Origin of the sequence: Mixta calida (assembly GCF_002953215.1) — a bacterium.
Taxonomy (GTDB): domain Bacteria; phylum Pseudomonadota; class Gammaproteobacteria; order Enterobacterales; family Enterobacteriaceae; genus Mixta; species Mixta calida.
In genome coordinates this window covers 1,369,326-1,389,442 of the sequence record NZ_CP026378.1, presented here as the reverse complement: position 1 = coordinate 1,389,442, position 20,117 = coordinate 1,369,326, and the positions used below count along the sequence as shown (strand labels likewise).

The following is a 20,117-nucleotide window of genomic DNA, read 5'->3' as shown; positions in this document are numbered from 1 at the left end:
TATAAAAAATAGCGTAACAGTTAAACCTGAGTAAATCAAAACCACAAAAAGTAAAAAATTTGTTTTTAATTATTTAAACAAAAGATTATATAAGTTATTTTCCAGTTATATGACCAGTGAGTCCTTAATAAAAACCCAGAAATAATCATTCTTAATAAGCCTTTTATTTATTATTTCCCGGCTATTAATGTTAATTAAAAATATTTAATTTTTACACTTATTAGCCTGTTGATTACCCTTTATTAACAAAAAATCTGGACAATGAAGGTAAAACGGTTAGACGCACCCTATACACGCTAAGCGTTAACGGGAAATAACAGAGAGCATTAAAGCAGCAGGCGCAGGACACTCAACGGGAACATAAAAAAGGCCACCCGAAGGTGGCCAATAGGCTGAATAATCTGACACAGATTAGTTGAGAGGGAGAACAGCTTTTACAGCGTCGCCAATGTCTGCCAGGCTACGAACAGTTTTTACGCCAGCCGCTTCCAGCGCAGCGAACTTCTCATCCGCCGTACCTTTGCCGCCCGCAATGATGGCGCCAGCGTGGCCCATACGCTTGCCTTTTGGCGCAGTCACGCCCGCAATGTAGCCCACAACCGGTTTGGTGACATGTTCTTTGATGTAAGCGGCCGCTTCTTCTTCGGCGCTGCCGCCGATTTCGCCGATCATGACGATGGCTTCAGTCTGCGGATCGTTCTGGAACATCTCCAGAATATCGATGAAGTTGGAGCCCGGAATCGGGTCGCCGCCGATGCCCACGCAGGTGGACTGACCGTAGCCGATGTCGGTGGTCTGCTTGACGGCTTCATAGGTCAGCGTGCCGGAGCGAGAAACGATGCCGATGCGGCCAGGCTGATGAATGTGACCCGGCATGATGCCGATTTTACATTCGCCTGGAGTAATAACGCCCGGACAGTTCGGGCCGATCATGCGCACGCCCGCTTCATCCAGCTTCACTTTCACCGTCAGCATATCCAGCGTCGGGATACCTTCGGTGATGGTGATGATCAATTTAATGCCCGCATCGATCGCTTCCAGGATGCCGTCTTTACAGAACGGAGCCGGAACGTAGATCACAGAGGCGGTCGCGCCGGTGGCTTCCACCGCTTCGCGCACGGTGTTAAACACCGGCAGACCGAGATGGGTGGTGCCGCCTTTGCCCGGCGTCACGCCGCCAACCAGCTGCGTGCCATAGGCCAGCGCCTGCTCAGAGTGGAATGTACCCTGGCCGCCGGTGAAACCCTGGCAGATAACTTTGGTGTTTTTGTCGATCAAAATGGACATTATTTACCCTCCGCTGCAGCAACAACGCGTTGGGCCGCGTCGGTCAGGCTGGTTGCTGCAATAATGTTCAGTCCGCTGTCCGCCAGTTTCTGTGCGCCCAGCTCAGCGTTGTTCCCTTCAAGACGCACCACGACCGGCACGTTGACGCCCACTTCGGCTACCGCGCCGATAATGCCGTCGGCGATCAGGTCGCAGCGTACGATGCCGCCGAAGATGTTAACGAATACTGCTTTCACCGCGTCGTCAGACAGGATGATTTTAAACGCTTCGGTCACGCGCTCTTTGGTTGCGCCGCCGCCCACGTCAAGGAAGTTAGCAGGCTGGCCGCCGTGATGTTTCACGATGTCCATGGTGCCCATTGCCAGACCGGCACCGTTCACCATACAGCCGATGTTGCCTTCCAGCGCAACGTAGTTCAGTTCCCACTGCGTCGCGTGCGCTTCGCGCGGATCTTCCTGGCTCGGATCGCGCATTTCGCGCAGTTCCGGCTGGCGGAACATGGCGTTACCGTCAGCGCCCAGTTTGCCGTCCAGGCAGATCAGATCACCCTGTTTGGTAATAACCAGCGGGTTGATCTCAACCAGCGCCAGGTCGCGCTCCAGGAACATGGTGGCGAGGCCCATAAAGATTTTGGTGAACTGATTCACCTGCTTGCCGCTCAGACCCAGCTTGAACGCCAGCTCGCGTCCCTGATAAGGCTGCGGGCCAGTCAGCGGATCGAGCGCCATTTTATGAATCAGGTGCGGCGTTTCTTCCGCCACTTTCTCAATCTCTACACCGCCTTCAGTAGAGGCCATGAACACCACGCGACGCGAGCTGCGGTCTACCACGGCGCCCAGATAGAGTTCCTGATCGATATCGGTTGCAGCTTCCACCAGAATCTGGTTTACCGGCTGTCCTTCCGCATCCGTTTGGTAAGTGACCAGACGTTTACCCAGCCAGTTTTCAGCAAAGGCGCGGATCTCTTCTTTGCTCTTAACCACTTTCACACCGCCCGCTTTACCGCGGCCGCCGGCATGAACCTGACATTTAACTACCCACGGGCCTGCGCCGATTTTAGAGGCCGCTTCTTCTGCTTCACGTGGCGTAGTGCAGGCGTAACCGGTGGGTGCCGGTAAGCCATACCGTGCAAACAGCTGTTTCGCCTGGTACTCGTGTAAGTTCATGATGTTCTATCCATTCAGGTCTGAAAAGATTAATAACGTTGGGCGCGGCTTAACCGCGCCCGGCAAGATTAGACGTCCAGCAGCAGGCGCGCCGGATCTTCCAGCATCTCTTTCACTGCAACCAGATAGCCGACGGATTCGCGGCCATCGATCAGACGGTGATCGTAAGAGAGCGCCAGATACATCATTGGCAGAATCACTACCTGACCATTGACCGCCATCGGACGATCTTTAATGGCGTGCATGCCCAGAATAGCGCTCTGCGGCGGGTTGATGATCGGCGTGGACATCAGCGAACCGAAGACGCCGCCGTTGGTGATGGTAAAGTTGCCGCCGGTCAGCTCTTCAACGGTCAGCTTGCCGTCGCGGCCTTTTACCGCCAGCTCTTTAATTTTCTTCTCGATATCCGCCATGCTCAGCGTATCGACATCGCGCAGCACCGGCGTCACCAGACCGCGCGGCGTAGAAACGGCGATGCTGACGTCGAAGTAGTTGTGGTAAACCACATCGTCGCCGTCGATAGAGGCGTTCACTTCCGGGTAACGTTTCAGCGCTTCCACAACCGCCTTAATATAGAAGGACATAAAGCCCAGACGCACGCCGTGACGCTTCTCGAAGGCGTCGCCGTACTGCTTGCGCAGATCCATGATCGGCTTCATGTTCACTTCGTTGAAGGTGGTCAGCATCGCGGTGCTGTTCTTCGCTTCCAGCAGGCGTTCAGCGACGCGCTTACGCAGACGCGTCATCGGTACGCGCTTCTCGCTGCGGCCCGCCAGCGGCTGCTGCGGAGCGGCATCCTGTTTCGGTTCGGCTTTCGCCGCAGCCGGCTGCTGCTTCAGATGTTTTTCCACATCTTCGCGGGTGATGCGGCCGCCGACGCCGGTGCCTTTAATGGCTGTCGCGTCCAGGCTGTGCTCGGCAATCAGACGACGGATCGCCGGGCTCAGGGCGTCGTTGCTCTCTTCTTCCAGCGACGCGGACTGACGCTGCGCCGGAGTCGATTCGTTGCTTTCCGCTTTGGCGGTGGTCTCTTTGCCGCCGCTGTTGCCTTCTTTCAGACGGCCCAGGATTTGACGCGAGGTCACGGTGGCGCCTTCGTCTTCCAGTACGGCTTCCAGCACGCCGTCAGCGGAAGCAGGCACTTCCAGAACAACTTTATCCGTTTCGATTTCAACCAGCACTTCATCGCGGCTTACCGCATCGCCCGGTTTTTTATGCCAGGTTGCTACAGTGGCGTCAGCAACAGATTCAGGCAGGTCGGGAACGAGAATATCTACGCTACTCATTATCTTTCCTTATTTAATCAACGTTCAGCGCGTCATTAACCAGGTCTTGCTGCTGTTTCAGGTGTACGGACATGTAACCTACAGCAGGTGAAGCGGAAGCCGGACGACCGGCATAACGTAAAGAAGCACCAAAAGGAACCACTTCACGGAAGTGGTGCTGGCTGCAATACCAGGCGCCCTGATTCAGCGGCTCCTCCTGACACCAGACGAAATCATGCACGTGCGCGTAAGGCTGCAACGCTTCCTGCACCGCTTTATGCGGGAACGGATAGAGCTGCTCAATACGCACGATGGCGACATCGTTTTGTTCATTTTTGCGGCGCTGCTCCAGCAGATCGTAGTAGACCTTGCCGGCGCACAGCACCACGCGTTTCACCGCTTTCGGATCGAGGTCGTCGACTTCGCCGATAGCAGGCTGGAAGCTGCCGTTCGCCAGCTCATCCAGCGAAGAAACGGCCAGCGGATGACGCAGCAGCGACTTCGGCGACATCACTACCAGCGGACGGCGCATACCGCGCAGCGCCTGACGACGCAGCATGTGGTAAACCTGCGCCGGCGTGGACGGCACGCACACCTGCATATTCTGTTCTGCGCAAAGCTGGAGATAACGCTCCAGACGCGCCGAGGAGTGTTCCGGCCCCTGCCCTTCGTAGCCGTGCGGCAGCAGCATCACCAGGCCGCACATCCGGCCCCATTTCTGCTCACCGGAGCTGATGAACTGGTCGATCACCACCTGCGCGCCGTTGGCGAAGTCGCCGAACTGCGCTTCCCAGATAGTCAGGGTGCGCGGTTCCGCCGTGGCGTAGCCATACTCGAACGCCAGCACCGCTTCTTCCGACAGCACGGAGTCCCAGACCCTGAACTGCCCCTGGCCGTTGTGAATATGCTGCAACGGGGTGTAAGTCGAGCCGTTCGCCTGGTTGTGGATCACTGCATGACGATGGAAGAAGGTGCCGCGACCGGAGTCTTCGCCGGAGATGCGCACCGGAATGCCTTCGTCCACCAGCGTGGCGTAGGCCAGGTTTTCCGCGGCGCCCCAGTCGAACAGCTTATTGCCCGCCGCCATTTCGGCGCGGTCATTGTAAATTTTCGCCACGCGCGACTGCACTTCCACCGACTCCGGCACCTGACTGATGCGTTTAGCCAGTTCCTGCAGACGTTTGATGTCTACTTTCTCCGGGTAGCTCTCATCCCACTCGTGGTTGAGATAAGGAGACCAGGTGAAAGAGTGCAGGCTCATCGGACGCCATTCCGGCACCACGCATTCGCCCGCATCAAGCGCGTCACGGTAAAGGTTGACCATCTCAGTGGCGTCTTCCAGGTTGATCACCTGCTCCGCTTCCAGACGATCGGCGTAAATTTTACGCGGCGTCGGATGCTTTTTGATTTTCTGGTACATCACCGGCTGCGTGGCGCTCGGCTCGTCCGCTTCGTTATGGCCGTGGCGGCGATAGCAAACCAGGTCGATAAAGACGTCGCGCTTGAAGGTATTGCGGAAATCGAGCGCCAGACGGGTGACGAAGGCCACCGCTTCCGGGTCGTCAGCGTTGACGTGGAAGATCGGCGACTGCACCATTTTGCCGATATCGGTACAGTACTGGGTGGAACGGGCGTCTTTCGGGTTAGAGGTGGTGAAACCGATCTGGTTGTTGATCACGATACGCACCGTACCGCCCACTTCATAGCCGCGCGCCTGAGACATGTTCAGGGTTTCCTGCACCACGCCCTGGCCGATAACCGCCGCATCGCCGTGAATGGTGATCGGCAGCACTTTATTGCTGACCGGCTCATCCAGACGATCGAGACGCGCGCGTACCGAGCCCATCACCACCGGGCTGACGATCTCCAGGTGCGACGGGTTGAACGCCAGCGCCAGGTGAACCATGCCGCCTTCGGTCTCTACGTCGGAGGAGAAGCCCATGTGATATTTCACGTCGCCGGTGCCGAGATGCTCTTTATGCTTGCCGGCGAACTCGTCGAACAGATCCTGCGGCTTTTTGCCCAGCACGTTGATCAGCACGTTCAGACGGCCGCGGTGCGCCATGCCCATGACCACTTCGCGGGTGCCGTTTTTACCGGCGTGGCGGATCATTTCGCGCAGCATCGGCACCAGCGCGTCGCCGCCTTCCAGCGAGAAGCGTTTCGCGCCGGGAAATTTCGCGCCCAGATAACGTTCCAGCCCTTCCGCCGCGGTCAGCTCTTTCAGAAAACCTTTTTTCTCTTCGTTGCTGAAGGCGGCGTGGCCCACTACCGATTCGATACGCTGCTGGATCCAGCGCTTCTCTTCGGTATTGGTGATATGCATATATTCCGCGCCGATCGAACCGCAGTAGGTCTGCTTCAGCGCGTTGATCAATTCGCCAAGCGGCAGACGATCTTTACCGATAGCGAAGGAGCCGACGTTGAAGGTTTCCTGATAGTCCGCTTCGCTCAGGCCGTGAAAGGCGGGATCGAGATCCGCCACCTGCTCCTGCTGCCACAGGCCCAGCGGATCGAGGTTAGCGTGCTGATGTCCACGGAAGCGGTAAGCGTTGATTAACTGCAGGACTTTAACCTGTTTGGCATTGGCATCGGGATCGCCAACGGAGGCGGCATAGCGTGAGGTGTCTTTCGCCAGGCGACGGAAGTAGTCGCGCGTCGAGGAGTGGAACTGCTCAGGCTTGAGCCCGGTGCCGGGCAGCTGCTGGAACATGTCGCGCCACACAGCATCAACAGATTCAGGATCGGTGAGAAAATCCTCATAGAGCTGCTCTATGTAAGATTGGTTCGCGCCGGCCAGCCAGGAGGAGTCAAGCCAGGGCTTCATTGCGCTGTTCTGCATTGTGATCCCTTAAGCATTTCATGCTTTTTTCGAGGTTTCATTGTTGCCGGATTACCGGCTTGCCCAACGCTGCGTCCCGCGCCTGCTTGTGAGGCGCGCGGCACAGCCAGATCCAGTTCATCGATACGAGCGCTGTGGGCAACCGATGCCCTGGCCCGTAAGGGAACCTTGGTAAGGTTTGTCGCGGCGGCGCATTTTCGCCCTGACAGACCTTACCGGGGTCTCCGTAAAACATCCGGGAACCTGAGTTCCCGGACGGCATTTTCGTTACGCGTTACGTTGCAACAGCATAGACTTAATGTGGCCGATTGCCTTTGTAGGGTTTAACCCTTTAGGGCAAACGCTGACACAGTTCATGATGCTGTGGCAGCGGAATACGCTGAAAGCATCGCTCAGGTTGTCCAGACGCGCGTCGGTTTCTGTGTCGCGGCTGTCAATCAGGAAGCGATAGGCAGCCAGCAGTCCCGCAGGCCCAACGAACTTATCCGGGTTCCACCAGAACGACGGGCAAGAGGTTGAGCAGCAGGCGCAGAGGATACACTCATAAAGTCCATCCAGATGCGCACGCTCGTCCGGCGTCTGCAAATGCTCGCGCGCGGGCGGATTTTCGCCATTATTCAACAGGTAAGGCTTAATCTTCTCATACTGCTTGTAGAACTGCCCCATGTCCACGACTAAGTCGCGGATTACCGGCAGGCCCGGCAGCGGACGAATGACAATTTTCTTTTTGCCGTTGCCCAGCGCCGAAACCGGCGTAATGCACGCCAGCCCGTTGCGGCCGTTCATGTTCAGACCGTCGGAGCCGCACACCCCTTCACGACAGGAGCGGCGGAACGCCAACGACGGATCTTTCTCTTTCAGCTTAATCAGCGCGTCCAGCAGCATCATGTCGCGTCCGTCTTCCGCTTCCAGGGTGTAATCCTGCATACGGGGCGCGTCATCCACATCCGGGTTATAACGATAAATGGAAAATTCGAGTCTCATCGTTTTTTCTCCGCAAATTAGTAGGTACGCACTTTCGGCGGGAAAGCGGCGCGCAGTTTCGGCTGCATGTTCACCTCACGGCGCGTCATGCTTTCGGTTTGCGGCAGATAGAGCGAATGGCACAGCCAGTTCTCATCGTCACGATCCGGGTAGTCAAAACGGCTGTGAGCGCCGCGGCTTTCCGTGCGGTAGTTGGCTGCCACGGCGGTAGCAAAAGCGGTTTCCATCAGGTTATCCAGCTCCAGACATTCAACACGCTGCGTGTTGAAGTCGCTGGAGCGATCGTCCAGACGCGCGTGCTTCAGGCGCTCGCGGATCTGCTTCAGATCCTCCAGCCCTTTCGCCATTGCGTCGCCTTCACGGAATACCGAGAAGTTATTCTGCATGCAACTTTGCAGCGCTTTGCGGATCTCAACCGGATCTTCACCCGTGGTGTTGTTATCCCAGCGGCGGTAGCGCGCCATCGCGGCATCGATGTCATCCGCCGTCGCGTCGCGCAGCTCGCCCTGCTCCTGGATAGATTCCAGCAGATGCAGGCCGGCGGCGCGGCCGAAGACCACCAGGTCCAGCAGCGAATTGCCGCCGAGACGGTTGGCGCCGTGCACCGATACGCAGGCGATTTCACCGACGGCGAACAGGCCCGGCACCACCACATCTTCGCCTTTTTCATTCAGGGTCAGCGCCTGACCGGTCACTTTGGTCGGAACGCCGCCCATCATATAGTGGCAGGTCGGGATAACCGGAATCGGCTCTTTTACCGGATCGACGTGGGCAAAGGTGCGCGACAGCTCCAGGATACCCGGCAGACGCGACTCCAGCACTTCGCTGCCCAGGTGATCCAGCTTCAGCTTAATGTGCGGACCCCATGGGCCTTCGCAGCCGCGGCCTTCACGAATTTCAATCATCATCGAACGCGCCACGACATCGCGGCCCGCCAGATCTTTGGCGTTCGGCGCGTAACGCTCCATAAAGCGCTCGCCGTGCTTGTTCAGCAGGTAGCCGCCTTCGCCGCGGCAGCCTTCGGTCACCAGTACGCCCGCGCCCGCGATGCCGGTCGGGTGGAACTGCCACATCTCCATATCCTGCACCGGCACGCCTGCGCGCAGCGCCATGCCGACGCCGTCGCCGGTATTGATATGCGCGTTAGTGGTAGACTGGTAGATACGGCCCGCACCGCCGGTGGCCAGCACCGTGGCTTTCGCCTTGAAGTAGACCACTTCGCCGGTTTCAATGCTCAGCGCGGTGCAGCCCACCACAGCGCCATCCTGGTTTTTCACCAGATCCAGCGCGTACCATTCGGAGAAAATAGTGGTTTTATTTTTCAGGTTCTGCTGATACAGGGTATGCAGCAGCGCATGGCCGGTACGGTCGGCTGCCGCCGCGGTGCGCGCAGCCTGCTCGCCGCCGAAGTTGCGCGACTGGCCGCCGAACGGACGCTGATAAATGCGGCCGTCGTCAAGGCGGGAGAACGGCAGGCCCATATGCTCCAGCTCCAGAATCGCTTCCGGGCCGGTTTTACACATATACTCGATCGCGTCCTGGTCGCCGATATAGTCGGAACCTTTCACCGTATCGTACATGTGCCATTCCCAGTTATCTTCATGGCTGTTGCCCAGCGCGACGGTGATACCGCCCTGCGCAGACACGGTATGGGAACGGGTAGGGAAAACTTTAGACAGCAGGGCGCAGCTCTGCCCCGCCTGGGAAATCTGTAGGGCCGCGCGCATACCTGCGCCGCCTGCCCCGATCACTACGGCATCAAACTCTCTGACTGGCAAATTCATTCTCACGCACCCCACACCACAACAGTTCCATAAATCGCATAGACCAACAGCGCGACGACAATCACCAGCTGCAACAGCAGGCGCCACGCCAGCGGCTTAATGTAGTCCGTCAATACCTGCCACATGCCGATCCAGCCGTGGATGACGGTGGAGAACAGCGTCAGCAGCGTAAAGACCTTGGTAAAGGAAGAGGCGAAGAAGGCGCGCCAGATATCGTATGTCAGGGTATCCGACATAATAAAGAAGCCGAGGATATACAGGGTATAGAGCGTAATGAGGATTGCAGTGGCGCGCAGCAGCAGCCAGTCCTGAACGCCATTGCGCCCCAGTGCAGTAGCATTGCTTACCATACGAGGACTCCAGCCAGAATTGAAAGCACGATAGTAATGCCGAAGCCGATGCGCGCAGAGCTGTTGCCGACGCGCTGGGTTTCAGCCAAATAACCGAAGTCCATCAGCATGTGACGAATGCCGCCGACAGTGTGCCAGGCCAGTGCGGTAAGGATGCCCCACATAATGAACTTAGCGAAAAAGCTGTTCATTACGGCAGATGCTTGCAGGAAGCCTTCGGGTGAGGAGAGCGAGAGACCCAGTAGCCAGAGCAGAATACCGACGGCCACAAAACTGATGACGCCGGAAACGCGGTGGAGAATGGACGCAATTGCAGTAACGGGAAACCGGATCGTAGTGAGATCCAAGTTGACAGGTCTTTGTTTTTTCACGGTTTTGCCCACACAGCCTTTCTTATTTTGCTTCCTCCGGTCCTGAAGGTGAAAGCCGATCACGGGCGTGGTCAGACTGCGCACCGGCACCAAAACAGCAACATCCAGTGTTAATTGAAGCGATAAAAACGCTGGGTGGCTCCTGGTGTCAGGGTATTCCGGAGACCTGGCGGCAGTATAGGACGATCACATTCTTATTACAATTCCCCTACAAACGCTTTGGAAACATTTAGGCAGAACAGTGATCGATCTCTCAAATTTCACATTTTAAACAAATTTAATTATCTGATTTGACAAAACTTCAACATTTCAGTTACAAACTAACGCACAAAAGTCCTATGATGCGCAAAAGTTATGGGGATACACTTTCCCCTAAACACAAGTTATGTAACAGTGATTAAATAAATTGCTAAATGCATCAGGTTATTAGTTAAAATTCTATAATGACCAGAACGGATCTTTAACAACCGCAGAACGCATTAGCATCATGTTTGCCGGAAGCTTCCAACCGCGCCCGTCACTCTGTACCCTGCACGCGACAACATGCCACAGAGTTGATAGTCTGCATTCTTTCACGCAATCCGCAGCATGATGGTAATTTTGGTGTCAAAGATCCACCAAATATGGCGCTAAGGAGACTGTAAATGTCTGATAAAAAAGTGACGCTAACCCTGAACGGTGAAGCTCCTGTCGAACTGGACGTGCTACACGGCACGCTGGGCCAGGACGTTGTTGACGTACGAAGCCTCGGCTCAAAAGGCTTATTCACGTTCGACCCCGGTTTTACCTCTACTGCGTCCTGTGAATCGAAGATCACCTATATCGACGGTGATGAGGGTATCCTGCTCCACCGCGGTTATCCTATCGATCAGCTCGCCACCCACTCTAACTATCTGGAAGTCTGCTATATCCTGCTGAACGGCGAAGCGCCGACCCAGGAACAGTTTGAAGAGTTCCGCACCACCGTTACGCGCCATACCATGATTCATGAGCAGATCACCCGTCTGTTTCACGGCTTCCGCCGCGACTCTCATCCGATGGCGGTAATGTGCGGTGTAACCGGCGCACTGGCGGCGTTCTACCACGACTCACTGGATGTTAACATCGAGCGCCACCGTGAAATCGCCGCGTTCCGTCTGCTCTCCAAGATGCCGACCGTGGCTGCGATGTGCTACAAATACTCGATTGGTCAGCCGTTTGTTTATCCGCGCAACGACCTCTCCTACGCCGGCAACTTCCTGCATATGATGTTCGCCACCCCGTGCGAAGAATACCAGGTAAACCCAGTGCTGGAGCGCGCGATGGATCGTATTCTGATCCTGCACGCTGACCATGAGCAGAACGCCTCTACTTCTACCGTTCGTACCGCAGGCTCCTCCGGCGCCAACCCGTTCGCCTGTATCGCTGCGGGCATCGCCTCGCTGTGGGGACCGGCGCACGGCGGCGCGAACGAAGCCTGCCTGCGTATGTTGGAAGAGATCAGCCATAAAGAGCATATCCCGGAATTCGTGCGTCGCGCGAAAGATAAAAACGACTCTTTCCGCCTGATGGGCTTCGGCCATCGTGTTTATAAAAACTACGATCCGCGCGCCACCGTGATGCGTGAAACCTGTCATGAAGTGCTGAATGAACTGGGCATGAAGGACGATCTGCTGGAAGTGGCGATGGAGCTGGAGCACATTGCGCTCAACGACCCCTACTTCATTGAACGCAAACTCTATCCGAACGTCGATTTCTACTCCGGCATTATTCTGAAAGCGATGGGAATTCCGTCCTCTATGTTTACCGTGATCTTCGCCATGGCGCGTACCGTCGGCTGGATTGCGCACTGGAAAGAGATGCATGACGAAGGCATGAAAATCGCCCGCCCGCGTCAGCTCTATACCGGTTACGAACAGCGCGAGTTCGAATCCCAGCTGCAGAAATAATTTTTCTGCCAAAGAAAAAGGGCCTGCGGGCCCTTAAATATTTTCAGGCGATCGCGCGGGAGACAAGGTCCGTTCGCAAAGACGCAAAAGACGGCATCCCTGCCAGCTCGTCCCGCGCCTTCCCTGGCGCGGGACGCTTTGCTCTTCGGTCCTTGTCTCCCGCGCTTAGGCATCGGCGTCTGAAGGGCCTGCGGGCCCTTTTTTATTGTCTGAACCGCGCTAAAGCTGGCAGCCGGGACACCAGTAAAAGGGGCGCGAAGAGAGCGTGCTCTTTTCAATGACGCCGCCGCAGCGTTCGCACGTTTTACCCGCGCGATGAAAAACTTTAAAGCGAAAGGCCGCCTCGTGGTGCGCGCTTTTCATCGTGCCGCGCATGCGGTAGGAATGGCGTGGAATCGCCAGCAGCGCCTGCGATAAACGCCGCAGCTGCGGCTCGGTCAGATCCTGCGCGCGATGCTGCGGCGCCAGCTCCGCCTCCCACAAAATCTCCACCCGCAGGTAGTTGCCCAACCCCGCCAGAAAAGCCTGATCGAGCAGCAGACCGCTGAACTGACGCCGCCGGAAACGCGGCGAAAGCAGACGCTCGCGCACCTCCTCCTCCGTCAGGCGCATATCCAGCACATCGGGGCCGATACGCTGTAAAAACGGGTGCGCCGCCAGCGTATCGCTGTTATGCATCTCAATATCCGATGCGCTGTAGAGCAGAATCGTCTGGTCCACGCAGGCGAGGCGCACCCGTAGCACCCGCTGCGTCTGCGCTTCGCTGCCGGTTTCCACCACCCGCCAGACGCCATACAGCTGGTTATGGCTGTAGAGCGTCAGCCCGTTGGAGAAGTGCGTCAGCAATGCCTTGCCACGCGTTTCTATCGCAGTGACCGTCTCGCCGATCAGAGCCTTTTCATAGGTTTTCAACTGCGTAAAGGCAAACCACACATCCGTCAACGGTTTGCCGACAATGGCTTCCTCCAGCCGATCCGCCGCGCGGCGAATCTCTGGTCCTTCTGGCATAGCGTTATCCTGTTAGTGCGTCGCGCCGCCTGCCTGGCGCAGATCCTGTTCCGTTCGTAACGCGATGGTAACCGCCATTTCCAGCGCCAGTATGACGGTTTGTGCCGCCATGCTGGGCGCGCCGGGATGATTTACCGCCTGCTCCGGCAGATAAGGAATATGAATAAACCCGCCGCGCACGTTATTGCCCTGCTGGGCGAGACGGTGCAGCAGGCCATACATCACATGGTTGCAGACGAAGGTGCCAGCGGTTTGCGAGACCGACGCGGGAATGCCCGCTTCGCGAATGCCCGCCACGATAGCTTTGATCGGCAGCGTAGAGAAATAGGCCGCCGGTCCGTCGGGAACGATCGGCTCATCGATCGGCTGATTGCCGTTGTTATCCGCGATGCGCGCATCGTCAATATTGATGCCGACGCGCTCCACGGTGATATCGGCCCGCCCGCCCGCCTGCCCTACCGCGATCACCAGCTCCGGTTGCAGCGCCTCCATTTCGGCGTACAGCGCAGTCAGCGCATCGCCGAAAGCGCAGGGCAGCTCTTTAGCGACGACTTTACAACCGCATACCATCCGCTCATGGAGCTGGCGCACCGCTTCCCATGAGGGGTTAATCTGCTCGCCGCCAAAAGGCGCGAACGCTGTAATCAGTACAGTTCTCATTATCGCCTCACAGGAACATCAGGAAATAGAGCAGGAATACATTAACAATTAACAATAGCACGCCGGTTGGTATCTGCGCCTTGATCACCGCGTTGCGATCCGGCAACTCCAGCAGCGCGGCTGGCACAATATTAAAGTTGGCCGCCATCGGCGTCATCAGCGTGCCGCAGTAGCCGGAAAACATCCCGATCGCCGCCATCACGGCTGGATTGCCGCCGTGTTGTAAAACCAGAATAGGAATGCCGATACCAGCGGTAATGATGGGAAAAGCGGCGAAGGCGTTGCCCATAATCATCGTCAACAGCGCCATGCCCAGCACAAACACCGCCACGGCGATAAAGCGGTTATCGACTGCCAGGTAGTGTTCAGTGAGGTGGGCAATGGCCGATCCTACTCCCGCCGTGGTAAACAGCAGGCCCAGGGTGGCGAGGATCTGCGGCAGAATAAAAGCCCAGCCGATGGCGTCCAACAGGCGGCGCGCCTCCTGTAGCGACTGCGCCGGTTTCTCGCGGCTCATTTTCAGCGCCACCAGCCAGCCGACGAAGCAGCCGACGGTCATGGAAAACAGCGTCACCAGCGTGGCGTGATTGCCTGCGCCAAACAGCCCTTCTTGCAGTCCGGGAATATGATTAAACGCCAGTACGCCAGCCACCGTCACCAGCGGGATCGCCAGCGCGGGCAAAAACAGGCGGTTGCCGAGACGGCTGGCAGCCTGCTGCCGCTCCGTTTCACTGCGCTGATGATAGCGGCCAAGACGCACGCCGCCAAAACCGGCGATCAGCGCCATCAGCACCACCAGCGCGCCGACCACGATATGCAGGCCGCGCGCGCCCGCTTCGCCGTCGCCCATAAACTGCTCCGCCAGCCGATACGCCCAGTCGCCGATAAAAAACATCAGCCCGTAAAGTCCCCAAAACAGTCCGGTGGTGAAACGTCGCGGATTCGCTTTGTCGCGCCACGACATCAGCGCTACCACCAGCAGGATCAGGCCGGCCAGGTAAAACAGATACTGTTGCTGAAACATTAGCGGCCTCCTTTCTGTTGCAGCGCCGCATGGTTCAGCGCGCTAAGCTCAGCCGTCAGCTTCTTGTCGAGTCGACGCAGGCGCAGAGCGTGAATAATGAAGGCACATACCGCCGTAGGAATGCCCCACAGCGCGATATGCAGCGGCTCGGTCTGAATGCCGCCCGACTCCAGCATAAAATTGTGCATAAAGATAATGGCGCCGAAGGCGACGAAAATATCTTCGCCGAAGAACAATCCGACATTATCGGTCGCGGCGGACATGGCGCGCAGCCGGTAACGCACCGCTTCCGGCAGTTCGCCGTAGCGGTTTTCCGTCGCCCCTTCCGCCATCGGCGCCAGCAGCGGACGCACCATCTGCGGATGTCCGCCCAGGCTGGTCAGCCCCAGCGCCGCCGTCGCTTCGCGCACCAGCAGATAAATCGTCAACAGACGCCCGGCGGTGGCGGTTTTAATGGTCGCTATCCACGCCTGCGCCCGCTCTTTCAGCCCATGCCGCTCCAACAGACCGATAACCGCCAGCGGCAACAGCAAAATAAACGGCAGGTTGCGCGTGCTGAGAAAGCCCGATCCCAGCTTTTCGAGAATATCGGCCAGCGGCATATGCGCCGCCACGCCGGTAATGATGCCGGCAATGATCACCACCAGCACCGGGTTGAATCGCAGTAAAAAACCGACCACGATGGCTGCGATGCCAAGCAGCGGCCATAAATTAACCAGAGGTTGCATGTTTTTCTCCTGATGAAATCCCCGGCACGGCCGGGGCAAGCTGTCAGCAGTCGCTGCTGACCAAAATATGCTGCGCGGCAAAAGCGTCGCGCAGACGACGAGCGAAGGCCAACGCATGCGGGCCATCGCCGTGCAGGCAAACGGTCTGCGCCCGTAGCGCAACCCACTCCCCCGTCACGCTTTCGACTTTGCCATGCTGAACCATCGAAAGCGTACGAGAAATCGCCTGTTCTTCTTCTTCAATCATCGCCCCAGGCTGGCCGCGCGGCACCAGCGAACCATCCGCCTGATAGCCGCGATCGGCGAAGACCTCTTCACGGGTGCGCAGGCCGTAATGCTGCGCGGCCCGTACCGACTCGCTGCCCGCCAGCCCCACCAGCAGCAGATCGCCGCCTGCGGCCTTAACCGCGCGCGCGATGGCATCCGCCAGCTGCGCATCGCGCGCCGCCTGGTTGTAGAGCATGCCGTGCGGCTTAACGTGCGTCAGGCTTGCGCCTTCGCTCTCCGCCAGCGCTTTTAGCGCGCCGATCTGATAGAGCACCTGTGCGTAGACTGTCTCCGGCGGCAGCTGCATGGCGCTACGGCCGAAATTCTCACGGTCGGGGAAAGAGGGGTGCGCGCCAATCGCCACGCCAAACTCTCGCGCCCAGCGCACCGATTGCAGCATGGTTTGCGCGTCGCCCGCGTGAAAACCGCAGGCGATGTTTGCTGAACTGACCAGCTGCAACAGTTCGCGATCGCTGCCGCAGCCTTCGCCTAAATCGGCGTTTAAATCAATTTTCATCTTCCAGCCCCCATGACATGCGTTCAAGAACCTGCTGCTGTTGCTGTTTCGCCTGCAACGCCTCTTCCAGCGTACAGTGGATAAAATGGATCGGTTCACCAAGGCGGATCTGCGCCAGGTGATAAAGATCGGCTTCGATCACGCAGGCGATGCGCGGATAGCCGCCGGTGGTCTGCGCATCGGCCATCAGCACGATCGGCTGGCCGTTATGAGGCACCTGAATCACGCCGGGCAGCAGGCCGTGCGAGAGCAGCTCGCGTCGGCTGTCGCGCGCCAGAGGCCGCCCCTGCAGGCGGTAACCCATGCGGTTGCTCTGCGGATCGAGCCGCCAGGAAACGCGCCAGAACGCTTCCTGCGATTCGCGACTGAACTCATGATATTCCGGGCCTGGCAGCGCGCGCAGGCGGTTGCCCCACAGCAGCTGGCGCACGCCCGCTTTTTTGCTGAAGTCACGCGTCGGCGCCGCCAGCGGCAGCACGTCGCCATCCTGTAGCCGCCGCCCCTGCCAGCCGCCGAAAGCGGCGTTAAGATCGGTGCTACAGGAGCCAAGCAAGGGTTCCACCGCAAAGCCGCCGTTGATCGCCAGATAGCTGCGCATGCCGCGCACCGGCATCGAGAGCGTCAGCCGCTGCCCCTTTTTAACCGGCGTCCGCCAGCCGGTCCAGACAGGCTGGCCGTCCAGATCGGCGTTGCAGCCCGCGCCGGTCAGCGCAAACCAGCCGTCGCGTCCAAACTCGGCGCAAAACTGCCCAAGCGTAATCTCCAGCACCGCCTGCTGCTGCGGATTGCCCACCAGCAGATTCGCCGTGCGCATCGCCGGATCGTCCAGCACGCCGCCGCTGCTGATGCCGAACTGTCGCCAGCCGCTGCGTCCGCCGTCCTGTAATGTCGCGCTCATACCCGCGCGAATGATGTTCAGCATATGCCCTCCTTCTGCGGCACAAAGCGGACGCGATCGCCTGGGCGCAGCAGCGTCGGCGGCTGCTGTTGCGGATCGAATAACGGTAGCGTGGTGCGGCCAAGCAGCTGCCAGCCGCCGGGCGAAGCGAGAGGATAAATGCCGGTCTGACTGCCGCCGATGCCCACCGATCCAGCTGGCACCTGTACGCGCGGCTCATCGCGACGCGGAGTATGCAGACGGCTGTCCAGCCCGCCCAGATAAGGGAATCCGGGCTGAAAGCCGATAAAATAGACGTCATACAGGACGGCGGCGTGCGCCTCGACCACCTGCTGCGGCGTCATTTGACAGTGGCGCGCCACGACGTCCAGATCGGGCCCGGCCTCGCCGCCGTAAACGACCGGAATCGCGACCTCGCGCGACTCAGGCACCGCGGCTTCGCTCTCTTCCCACCAGGTTTGCAAACGTTCGATGGCGTCCAGCGCCTGATGCTGCGGATCGCGCAGCACCACCGTCAGATTATTCATTCCGGGGATCGCTTCCAGCACCTGCGGATAGTCACGCAGCCGCTGCGTTAATCCCCAAATTCGCTGCTGGCTCAGCAGCGAGACGGGCGGTTCCAGCTCAAGCACGACCGCGCGTTCCCCCAACAGGTAACAACGTGCCCTTTGCAAAACTCACCTCCTGACATAACGGAATATTATGACTTATTCATTTTGAACAAATAGTTATGCGGGGATGCTGGCTGAGTGTCAACCGGTTTGCATGGATATGTGATGCGGATATGACGGCGGGAAGCCTCCCGCCGTAAAGCAGAAAAGCCGATTTTCAGGCGGGATTATCGATATCGATAAAGGTGACATCCAGCTGATGCTGTGCAGCCAGCCACTCGCCTAAGGCGCGGATGCCGCCGCGTTCGGTGGCGTGATGCCCGGCGGCGAAAAAGTGCAGGCCGTTTTCTCTGGCGCTGTGAATCGTCTGTTCCGACACTTCGCCGGTGATAAAAGCGTCGACGCCGAACGCCGCCGCGCTGTCGATAAAGCCCTGTCCGCCGCCGCTGCACCAGGCGATACGACGGATCTGTGCCGGCGCGTTATCGCCGCAGTGCAGCGGCTGACGTCCCAACGCCTCGCCGATGCGCGCCGCCAGCGCCTCGCCGCTCAGCGTCTCTTGCAGTTCGCCCCACGGCACCAGCGGCTGAATGTCGCCCTGAACATGGATGCCAAGCGCCTGCGCCAGCTGCGCGTTGTTACCCAGCTCAGGATGCGCATCGAGAGGCAGATGCCAGCCGTAGAGATTAATGTCGTTCGCCAGCAGCGTGCGCAGTCGGCGACGCTTCATGCCTTTAATCGCCGGCGCCTCGTTTTTCCAGAAGTAGCCGTGATGCACCATCACCGCATCCGCCTGCAGCCGCACCGCCTCATCCAGCAGCGCCTGACAGGCGGTTACGCCGGTCACAATCTTTTTGACGTGCTCGCGTCCTTCAACCTGCAAACCGTTCGGCGCATAGTCGCTAAACGCGGCGCTGTTAAGCTGCTGGTTGACGATCTGCTCCAGTTCAAAATTGTTCATTCACCTGCTCCGGGGATATCACAGGCGACGCCTTCCGCGCCGCTTCAAAAATCGCTAAGGTTTGTTGTCTCGCTGCCTTATGTTCCACGATCGGCTGCGGATAATCGAGCCGTTGATGATTTTTCTTTGCCCAGCCGTGCGGGTCGTGGATGGCGCTGTCCGGCACCGCCGCCAGCTCCGGTAGCCAGCGCCGGATAAACTCGCCCTGCTTGTCGAAGCGTTCGCCCTGCGTGGTTGGGTTGAAAATGCGAAAATAAGGCACTGCGTCAGTGCCGGTGGAAGCCGCCCATTGCCAGCCGCCGTTATTAGCGGCTAAGTCGCCGTCAATCAACACCGACATAAAATAGCGTTCGCCCCGCCGCCAGTCGATCTGCAGATCCTTAACCAGAAAGCTGGCGGTAATCATGCGCAGGCGATTATGCATCCAGCCGGTAGCGTTCATCTGGCGCATCGCGGCGTCCACAATCGGGAAGCCGGTTTTTCCTTCGCACCAGGCGTTAAACTGCTCAGGCCGTTGCTGCCAGGCGAGCTGTTTGGTCCATGCCATAAACGGCTGGTTTTTACACAGCGCCGGAAAAGCGACCAGTAAGTGCCGGTAAAAGTCGCGCCAGATGAGCTCATTGAGCCAGACGCTGCCCGGCCCCGCCTCCAGCGCGTGCGGCTGTTCGCGCAGCAGACGATGTAGACACTGGCGCGGCGACAGCGTGCCGACGGCCAGGCAAACAGAAAGCCTGCTGGTGGACTCATACGCCGGATAATCGCGCCGCGCAGGATAATCCGCTACCTGCTGGCGACAAAACTCGCGCAGGCGGCGCAATGCGGCGGCTTCGCCGGGCGAGAAAAGTTGCTCGTCAATGGAATGTCGCGGGTAATCGAAAGGCGTCAGCGTCGACGGTTCGTCAGCGGTCGCGTCGGCGCGCGCTTCCGGCGCTGGCAGGCAGGGCGGCAAATCGTCGCGCAGGCGCTTAAGGCAGGCCCTGCTGAACGGCGTAAACACCTTATACATTTTTTGATTGCCGGTGCGCACGCTGCCCGGCGGCAGCAGAACGCCGTCGTCGAATCCCTGTACCGTCACGCCCTGCTGCGGCAACAGACGCTCTACCGCCGCGTCCCTTTCCCGCTCGTTGAACTCATACTGATAGTTGTAAAACAGCGCCTTCACCTGCCGTTCACGGCAAAACTGCTGCAAATAGCTGACGGCGGCGTTGAAATCGTCGCACTGATGGTAGTGCAGCGCGATGCCCTTCTCCGCTAATCCCTGCTGCAACAATTGCAGGCTGCGCCAGATATAGTCGGCCTGACGCGGCGACATATTATGCCGCCGCCACTGCTCAGGCGTGGCGATAAATAGCGCGATAACGCGATCCTCACGGCGGCGGCAGGCAGCCCAGAGCGCGCTGTTGTCATTGAGGCGTAGATCGTTGCGCAGCCAGACCAGATGAGTGGCCATTCTGTCTCCTGTTCTC

The 20,117-nt window shown here is 58.4% G+C and carries 18 protein-coding genes; 1 reads left to right on the top strand and 17 read right to left on the bottom strand.

Annotated features, from left to right (window positions below):
• Nucleotides 1-411: 411 nt before the first annotated feature.
• From sucD to sdhC, 8 genes are all read right to left on the bottom strand, one after another.
• The gene (sucD, locus tag C2E16_RS06550; RefSeq protein WP_038627364.1) at nt 412-1,287 is read right to left on the bottom strand and encodes a succinate--CoA ligase subunit alpha; all 876 of its coding nucleotides are present in this window, start codon (nt 1,285-1,287) and stop codon (nt 412-414) included.
• A complete protein-coding gene (sucC, locus tag C2E16_RS06545) occupies nt 1,287-2,453 on the bottom strand; it encodes an ADP-forming succinate--CoA ligase subunit beta (protein ID WP_038627366.1) in 1,167 nt (388 codons plus the stop codon). The genes sucD and sucC overlap by 1 nt, the downstream gene beginning before the upstream one ends.
• A 68-nt stretch (nt 2,454-2,521) precedes the next feature.
• Nucleotides 2,522-3,739 carry a 2-oxoglutarate dehydrogenase complex dihydrolipoyllysine-residue succinyltransferase gene (gene odhB / locus C2E16_RS06540; protein WP_038627368.1) on the bottom strand — a complete coding sequence of 406 codons (1,218 nt, stop codon included), beginning with the start codon at nt 3,737-3,739 and terminating at the stop codon, nt 2,522-2,524.
• A gap of 13 nt (nt 3,740-3,752) precedes the next feature.
• Nucleotides 3,753-6,560, bottom strand: coding sequence for a 2-oxoglutarate dehydrogenase E1 component (gene sucA, locus C2E16_RS06535; protein WP_038627370.1), 2,808 nt, complete (start codon nt 6,558-6,560; stop codon nt 3,753-3,755).
• A gap of 267 nt (nt 6,561-6,827) precedes the next feature.
• A complete protein-coding gene (locus C2E16_RS06530; RefSeq protein WP_038627373.1) occupies nt 6,828-7,544 on the bottom strand; it encodes a succinate dehydrogenase iron-sulfur subunit in 717 nt (238 codons plus the stop codon).
• 17 nt (nt 7,545-7,561) lie between these two features.
• On the bottom strand, nt 7,562-9,328 hold the full coding sequence (gene sdhA / locus C2E16_RS06525) for a succinate dehydrogenase flavoprotein subunit (protein ID WP_038627375.1): 1,767 nt from the start codon (nt 9,326-9,328) through the stop codon (nt 7,562-7,564).
• 2 nt (nt 9,329-9,330) lie between these two features.
• Nucleotides 9,331-9,678, bottom strand: coding sequence for a succinate dehydrogenase membrane anchor subunit (gene sdhD / locus C2E16_RS06520; protein WP_038627377.1), 348 nt, complete (start codon nt 9,676-9,678; stop codon nt 9,331-9,333).
• Complete coding sequence (gene sdhC, locus C2E16_RS06515) at nt 9,672-10,061, bottom strand: succinate dehydrogenase cytochrome b556 subunit (RefSeq protein ID WP_038630084.1); 390 nt, start codon at nt 10,059-10,061, stop codon at nt 9,672-9,674. Before sdhC ends, sdhD begins: the two co-directional genes overlap by 7 nt.
• A 632-nt stretch (nt 10,062-10,693) precedes the next feature.
• Between sdhC and C2E16_RS06510 the strand changes: the two genes are divergently transcribed.
• Nucleotides 10,694-11,977, top strand: coding sequence for a citrate synthase (locus tag C2E16_RS06510; protein WP_038627380.1), 1,284 nt, complete (start codon nt 10,694-10,696; stop codon nt 11,975-11,977).
• A gap of 219 nt (nt 11,978-12,196) precedes the next feature.
• On the opposite strand, the gene nei is transcribed toward C2E16_RS06510, so the two are convergent.
• The 9 genes from nei to phrB form a co-directional block, all read right to left on the bottom strand.
• A complete protein-coding gene (gene nei, locus C2E16_RS06505; protein WP_038627383.1) occupies nt 12,197-12,985 on the bottom strand; it encodes an endonuclease VIII in 789 nt (262 codons plus the stop codon).
• A gap of 12 nt (nt 12,986-12,997) precedes the next feature.
• Nucleotides 12,998-13,645, bottom strand: coding sequence for a pyroglutamyl-peptidase I (gene pcp / locus C2E16_RS06500; RefSeq protein ID WP_038627384.1), 648 nt, complete (start codon nt 13,643-13,645; stop codon nt 12,998-13,000).
• Nucleotides 13,646-13,652: 7 nt separating this feature from the next.
• Nucleotides 13,653-14,669, bottom strand: a complete 1,017-nt coding sequence (locus tag C2E16_RS06495; RefSeq protein WP_038627387.1) for a DUF979 domain-containing protein — start codon at nt 14,667-14,669, stop codon at nt 13,653-13,655.
• Nucleotides 14,669-15,397 (bottom strand): DUF969 domain-containing protein, encoded by a 729-nt coding sequence (locus C2E16_RS06490; RefSeq protein ID WP_038627388.1) that lies wholly within the window; start codon nt 15,395-15,397, stop codon nt 14,669-14,671. Before C2E16_RS06490 ends, C2E16_RS06495 begins: the two co-directional genes overlap by 1 nt.
• 43 nt (nt 15,398-15,440) lie before the next feature.
• A complete protein-coding gene (pxpA, locus tag C2E16_RS06485; RefSeq protein ID WP_038627390.1) occupies nt 15,441-16,181 on the bottom strand; it encodes a 5-oxoprolinase subunit PxpA in 741 nt (246 codons plus the stop codon).
• Nucleotides 16,171-17,103, bottom strand: coding sequence for a 5-oxoprolinase subunit PxpC (pxpC, locus tag C2E16_RS06480; protein WP_038627392.1), 933 nt, complete (start codon nt 17,101-17,103; stop codon nt 16,171-16,173). The genes pxpA and pxpC overlap by 11 nt, the downstream gene beginning before the upstream one ends.
• Entirely contained in the window at nt 17,097-17,753 is a 657-nt protein-coding gene (gene pxpB, locus C2E16_RS06475; protein WP_038627394.1) for a 5-oxoprolinase subunit PxpB, read from the bottom strand. Before pxpB ends, pxpC begins: the two co-directional genes overlap by 7 nt.
• A gap of 154 nt (nt 17,754-17,907) precedes the next feature.
• Nucleotides 17,908-18,651: a type 2 GTP cyclohydrolase I gene (locus C2E16_RS06470; protein ID WP_084970223.1), complete on the bottom strand. Its 744-nt coding sequence runs from the start codon at nt 18,649-18,651 to the stop codon at nt 17,908-17,910.
• Nucleotides 18,638-20,101: a deoxyribodipyrimidine photo-lyase gene (gene phrB, locus C2E16_RS06465; protein ID WP_104951450.1), complete on the bottom strand. Its 1,464-nt coding sequence runs from the start codon at nt 20,099-20,101 to the stop codon at nt 18,638-18,640. Before phrB ends, C2E16_RS06470 begins: the two co-directional genes overlap by 14 nt.
• Nucleotides 20,102-20,117 lie beyond the last annotated feature (16 nt).

Bases quoted from the DNA above. Each gene is read 5' to 3' on its own strand.
- nei (WP_038627383.1), bottom strand. From the start codon at position 12,985: ATGCCAGAAGGACCAGAGATTCGCCGCGCGGCGGATCGGCTGGAGGAA.
- pxpA (WP_038627390.1), bottom strand. From the start codon at position 16,181: ATGAAAATTGATTTAAACGCCGATTTAGGCGAAGGCTGCGGCAGCGAT.
- sucC (WP_038627366.1), bottom strand. From the start codon at position 2,453: ATGAACTTACACGAGTACCAGGCGAAACAGCTGTTTGCACGGTATGGC.
- C2E16_RS06510 (WP_038627380.1), top strand. From the start codon at position 10,694: ATGTCTGATAAAAAAGTGACGCTAACCCTGAACGGTGAAGCTCCTGTC.
- sdhD (WP_038627377.1), bottom strand. From the start codon at position 9,678: ATGGTAAGCAATGCTACTGCACTGGGGCGCAATGGCGTTCAGGACTGG.
- sdhA (WP_038627375.1), bottom strand. From the start codon at position 9,328: ATGAATTTGCCAGTCAGAGAGTTTGATGCCGTAGTGATCGGGGCAGGC.
- sucD (WP_038627364.1), bottom strand. From the start codon at position 1,287: ATGTCCATTTTGATCGACAAAAACACCAAAGTTATCTGCCAGGGTTTC.
- C2E16_RS06470 (WP_084970223.1), bottom strand. From the start codon at position 18,651: ATGAACAATTTTGAACTGGAGCAGATCGTCAACCAGCAGCTTAACAGC.
- pxpC (WP_038627392.1), bottom strand. From the start codon at position 17,103: ATGCTGAACATCATTCGCGCGGGTATGAGCGCGACATTACAGGACGGC.
- C2E16_RS06490 (WP_038627388.1), bottom strand. From the start codon at position 15,397: ATGCAACCTCTGGTTAATTTATGGCCGCTGCTTGGCATCGCAGCCATC.
- sucA (WP_038627370.1), bottom strand. From the start codon at position 6,560: ATGCAGAACAGCGCAATGAAGCCCTGGCTTGACTCCTCCTGGCTGGCC.
- odhB (WP_038627368.1), bottom strand. From the start codon at position 3,739: ATGAGTAGCGTAGATATTCTCGTTCCCGACCTGCCTGAATCTGTTGCT.
- C2E16_RS06495 (WP_038627387.1), bottom strand. From the start codon at position 14,669: ATGTTTCAGCAACAGTATCTGTTTTACCTGGCCGGCCTGATCCTGCTG.
- phrB (WP_104951450.1), bottom strand. From the start codon at position 20,101: ATGGCCACTCATCTGGTCTGGCTGCGCAACGATCTACGCCTCAATGAC.
- C2E16_RS06530 (WP_038627373.1), bottom strand. From the start codon at position 7,544: ATGAGACTCGAATTTTCCATTTATCGTTATAACCCGGATGTGGATGAC.
- pcp (WP_038627384.1), bottom strand. From the start codon at position 13,645: ATGAGAACTGTACTGATTACAGCGTTCGCGCCTTTTGGCGGCGAGCAG.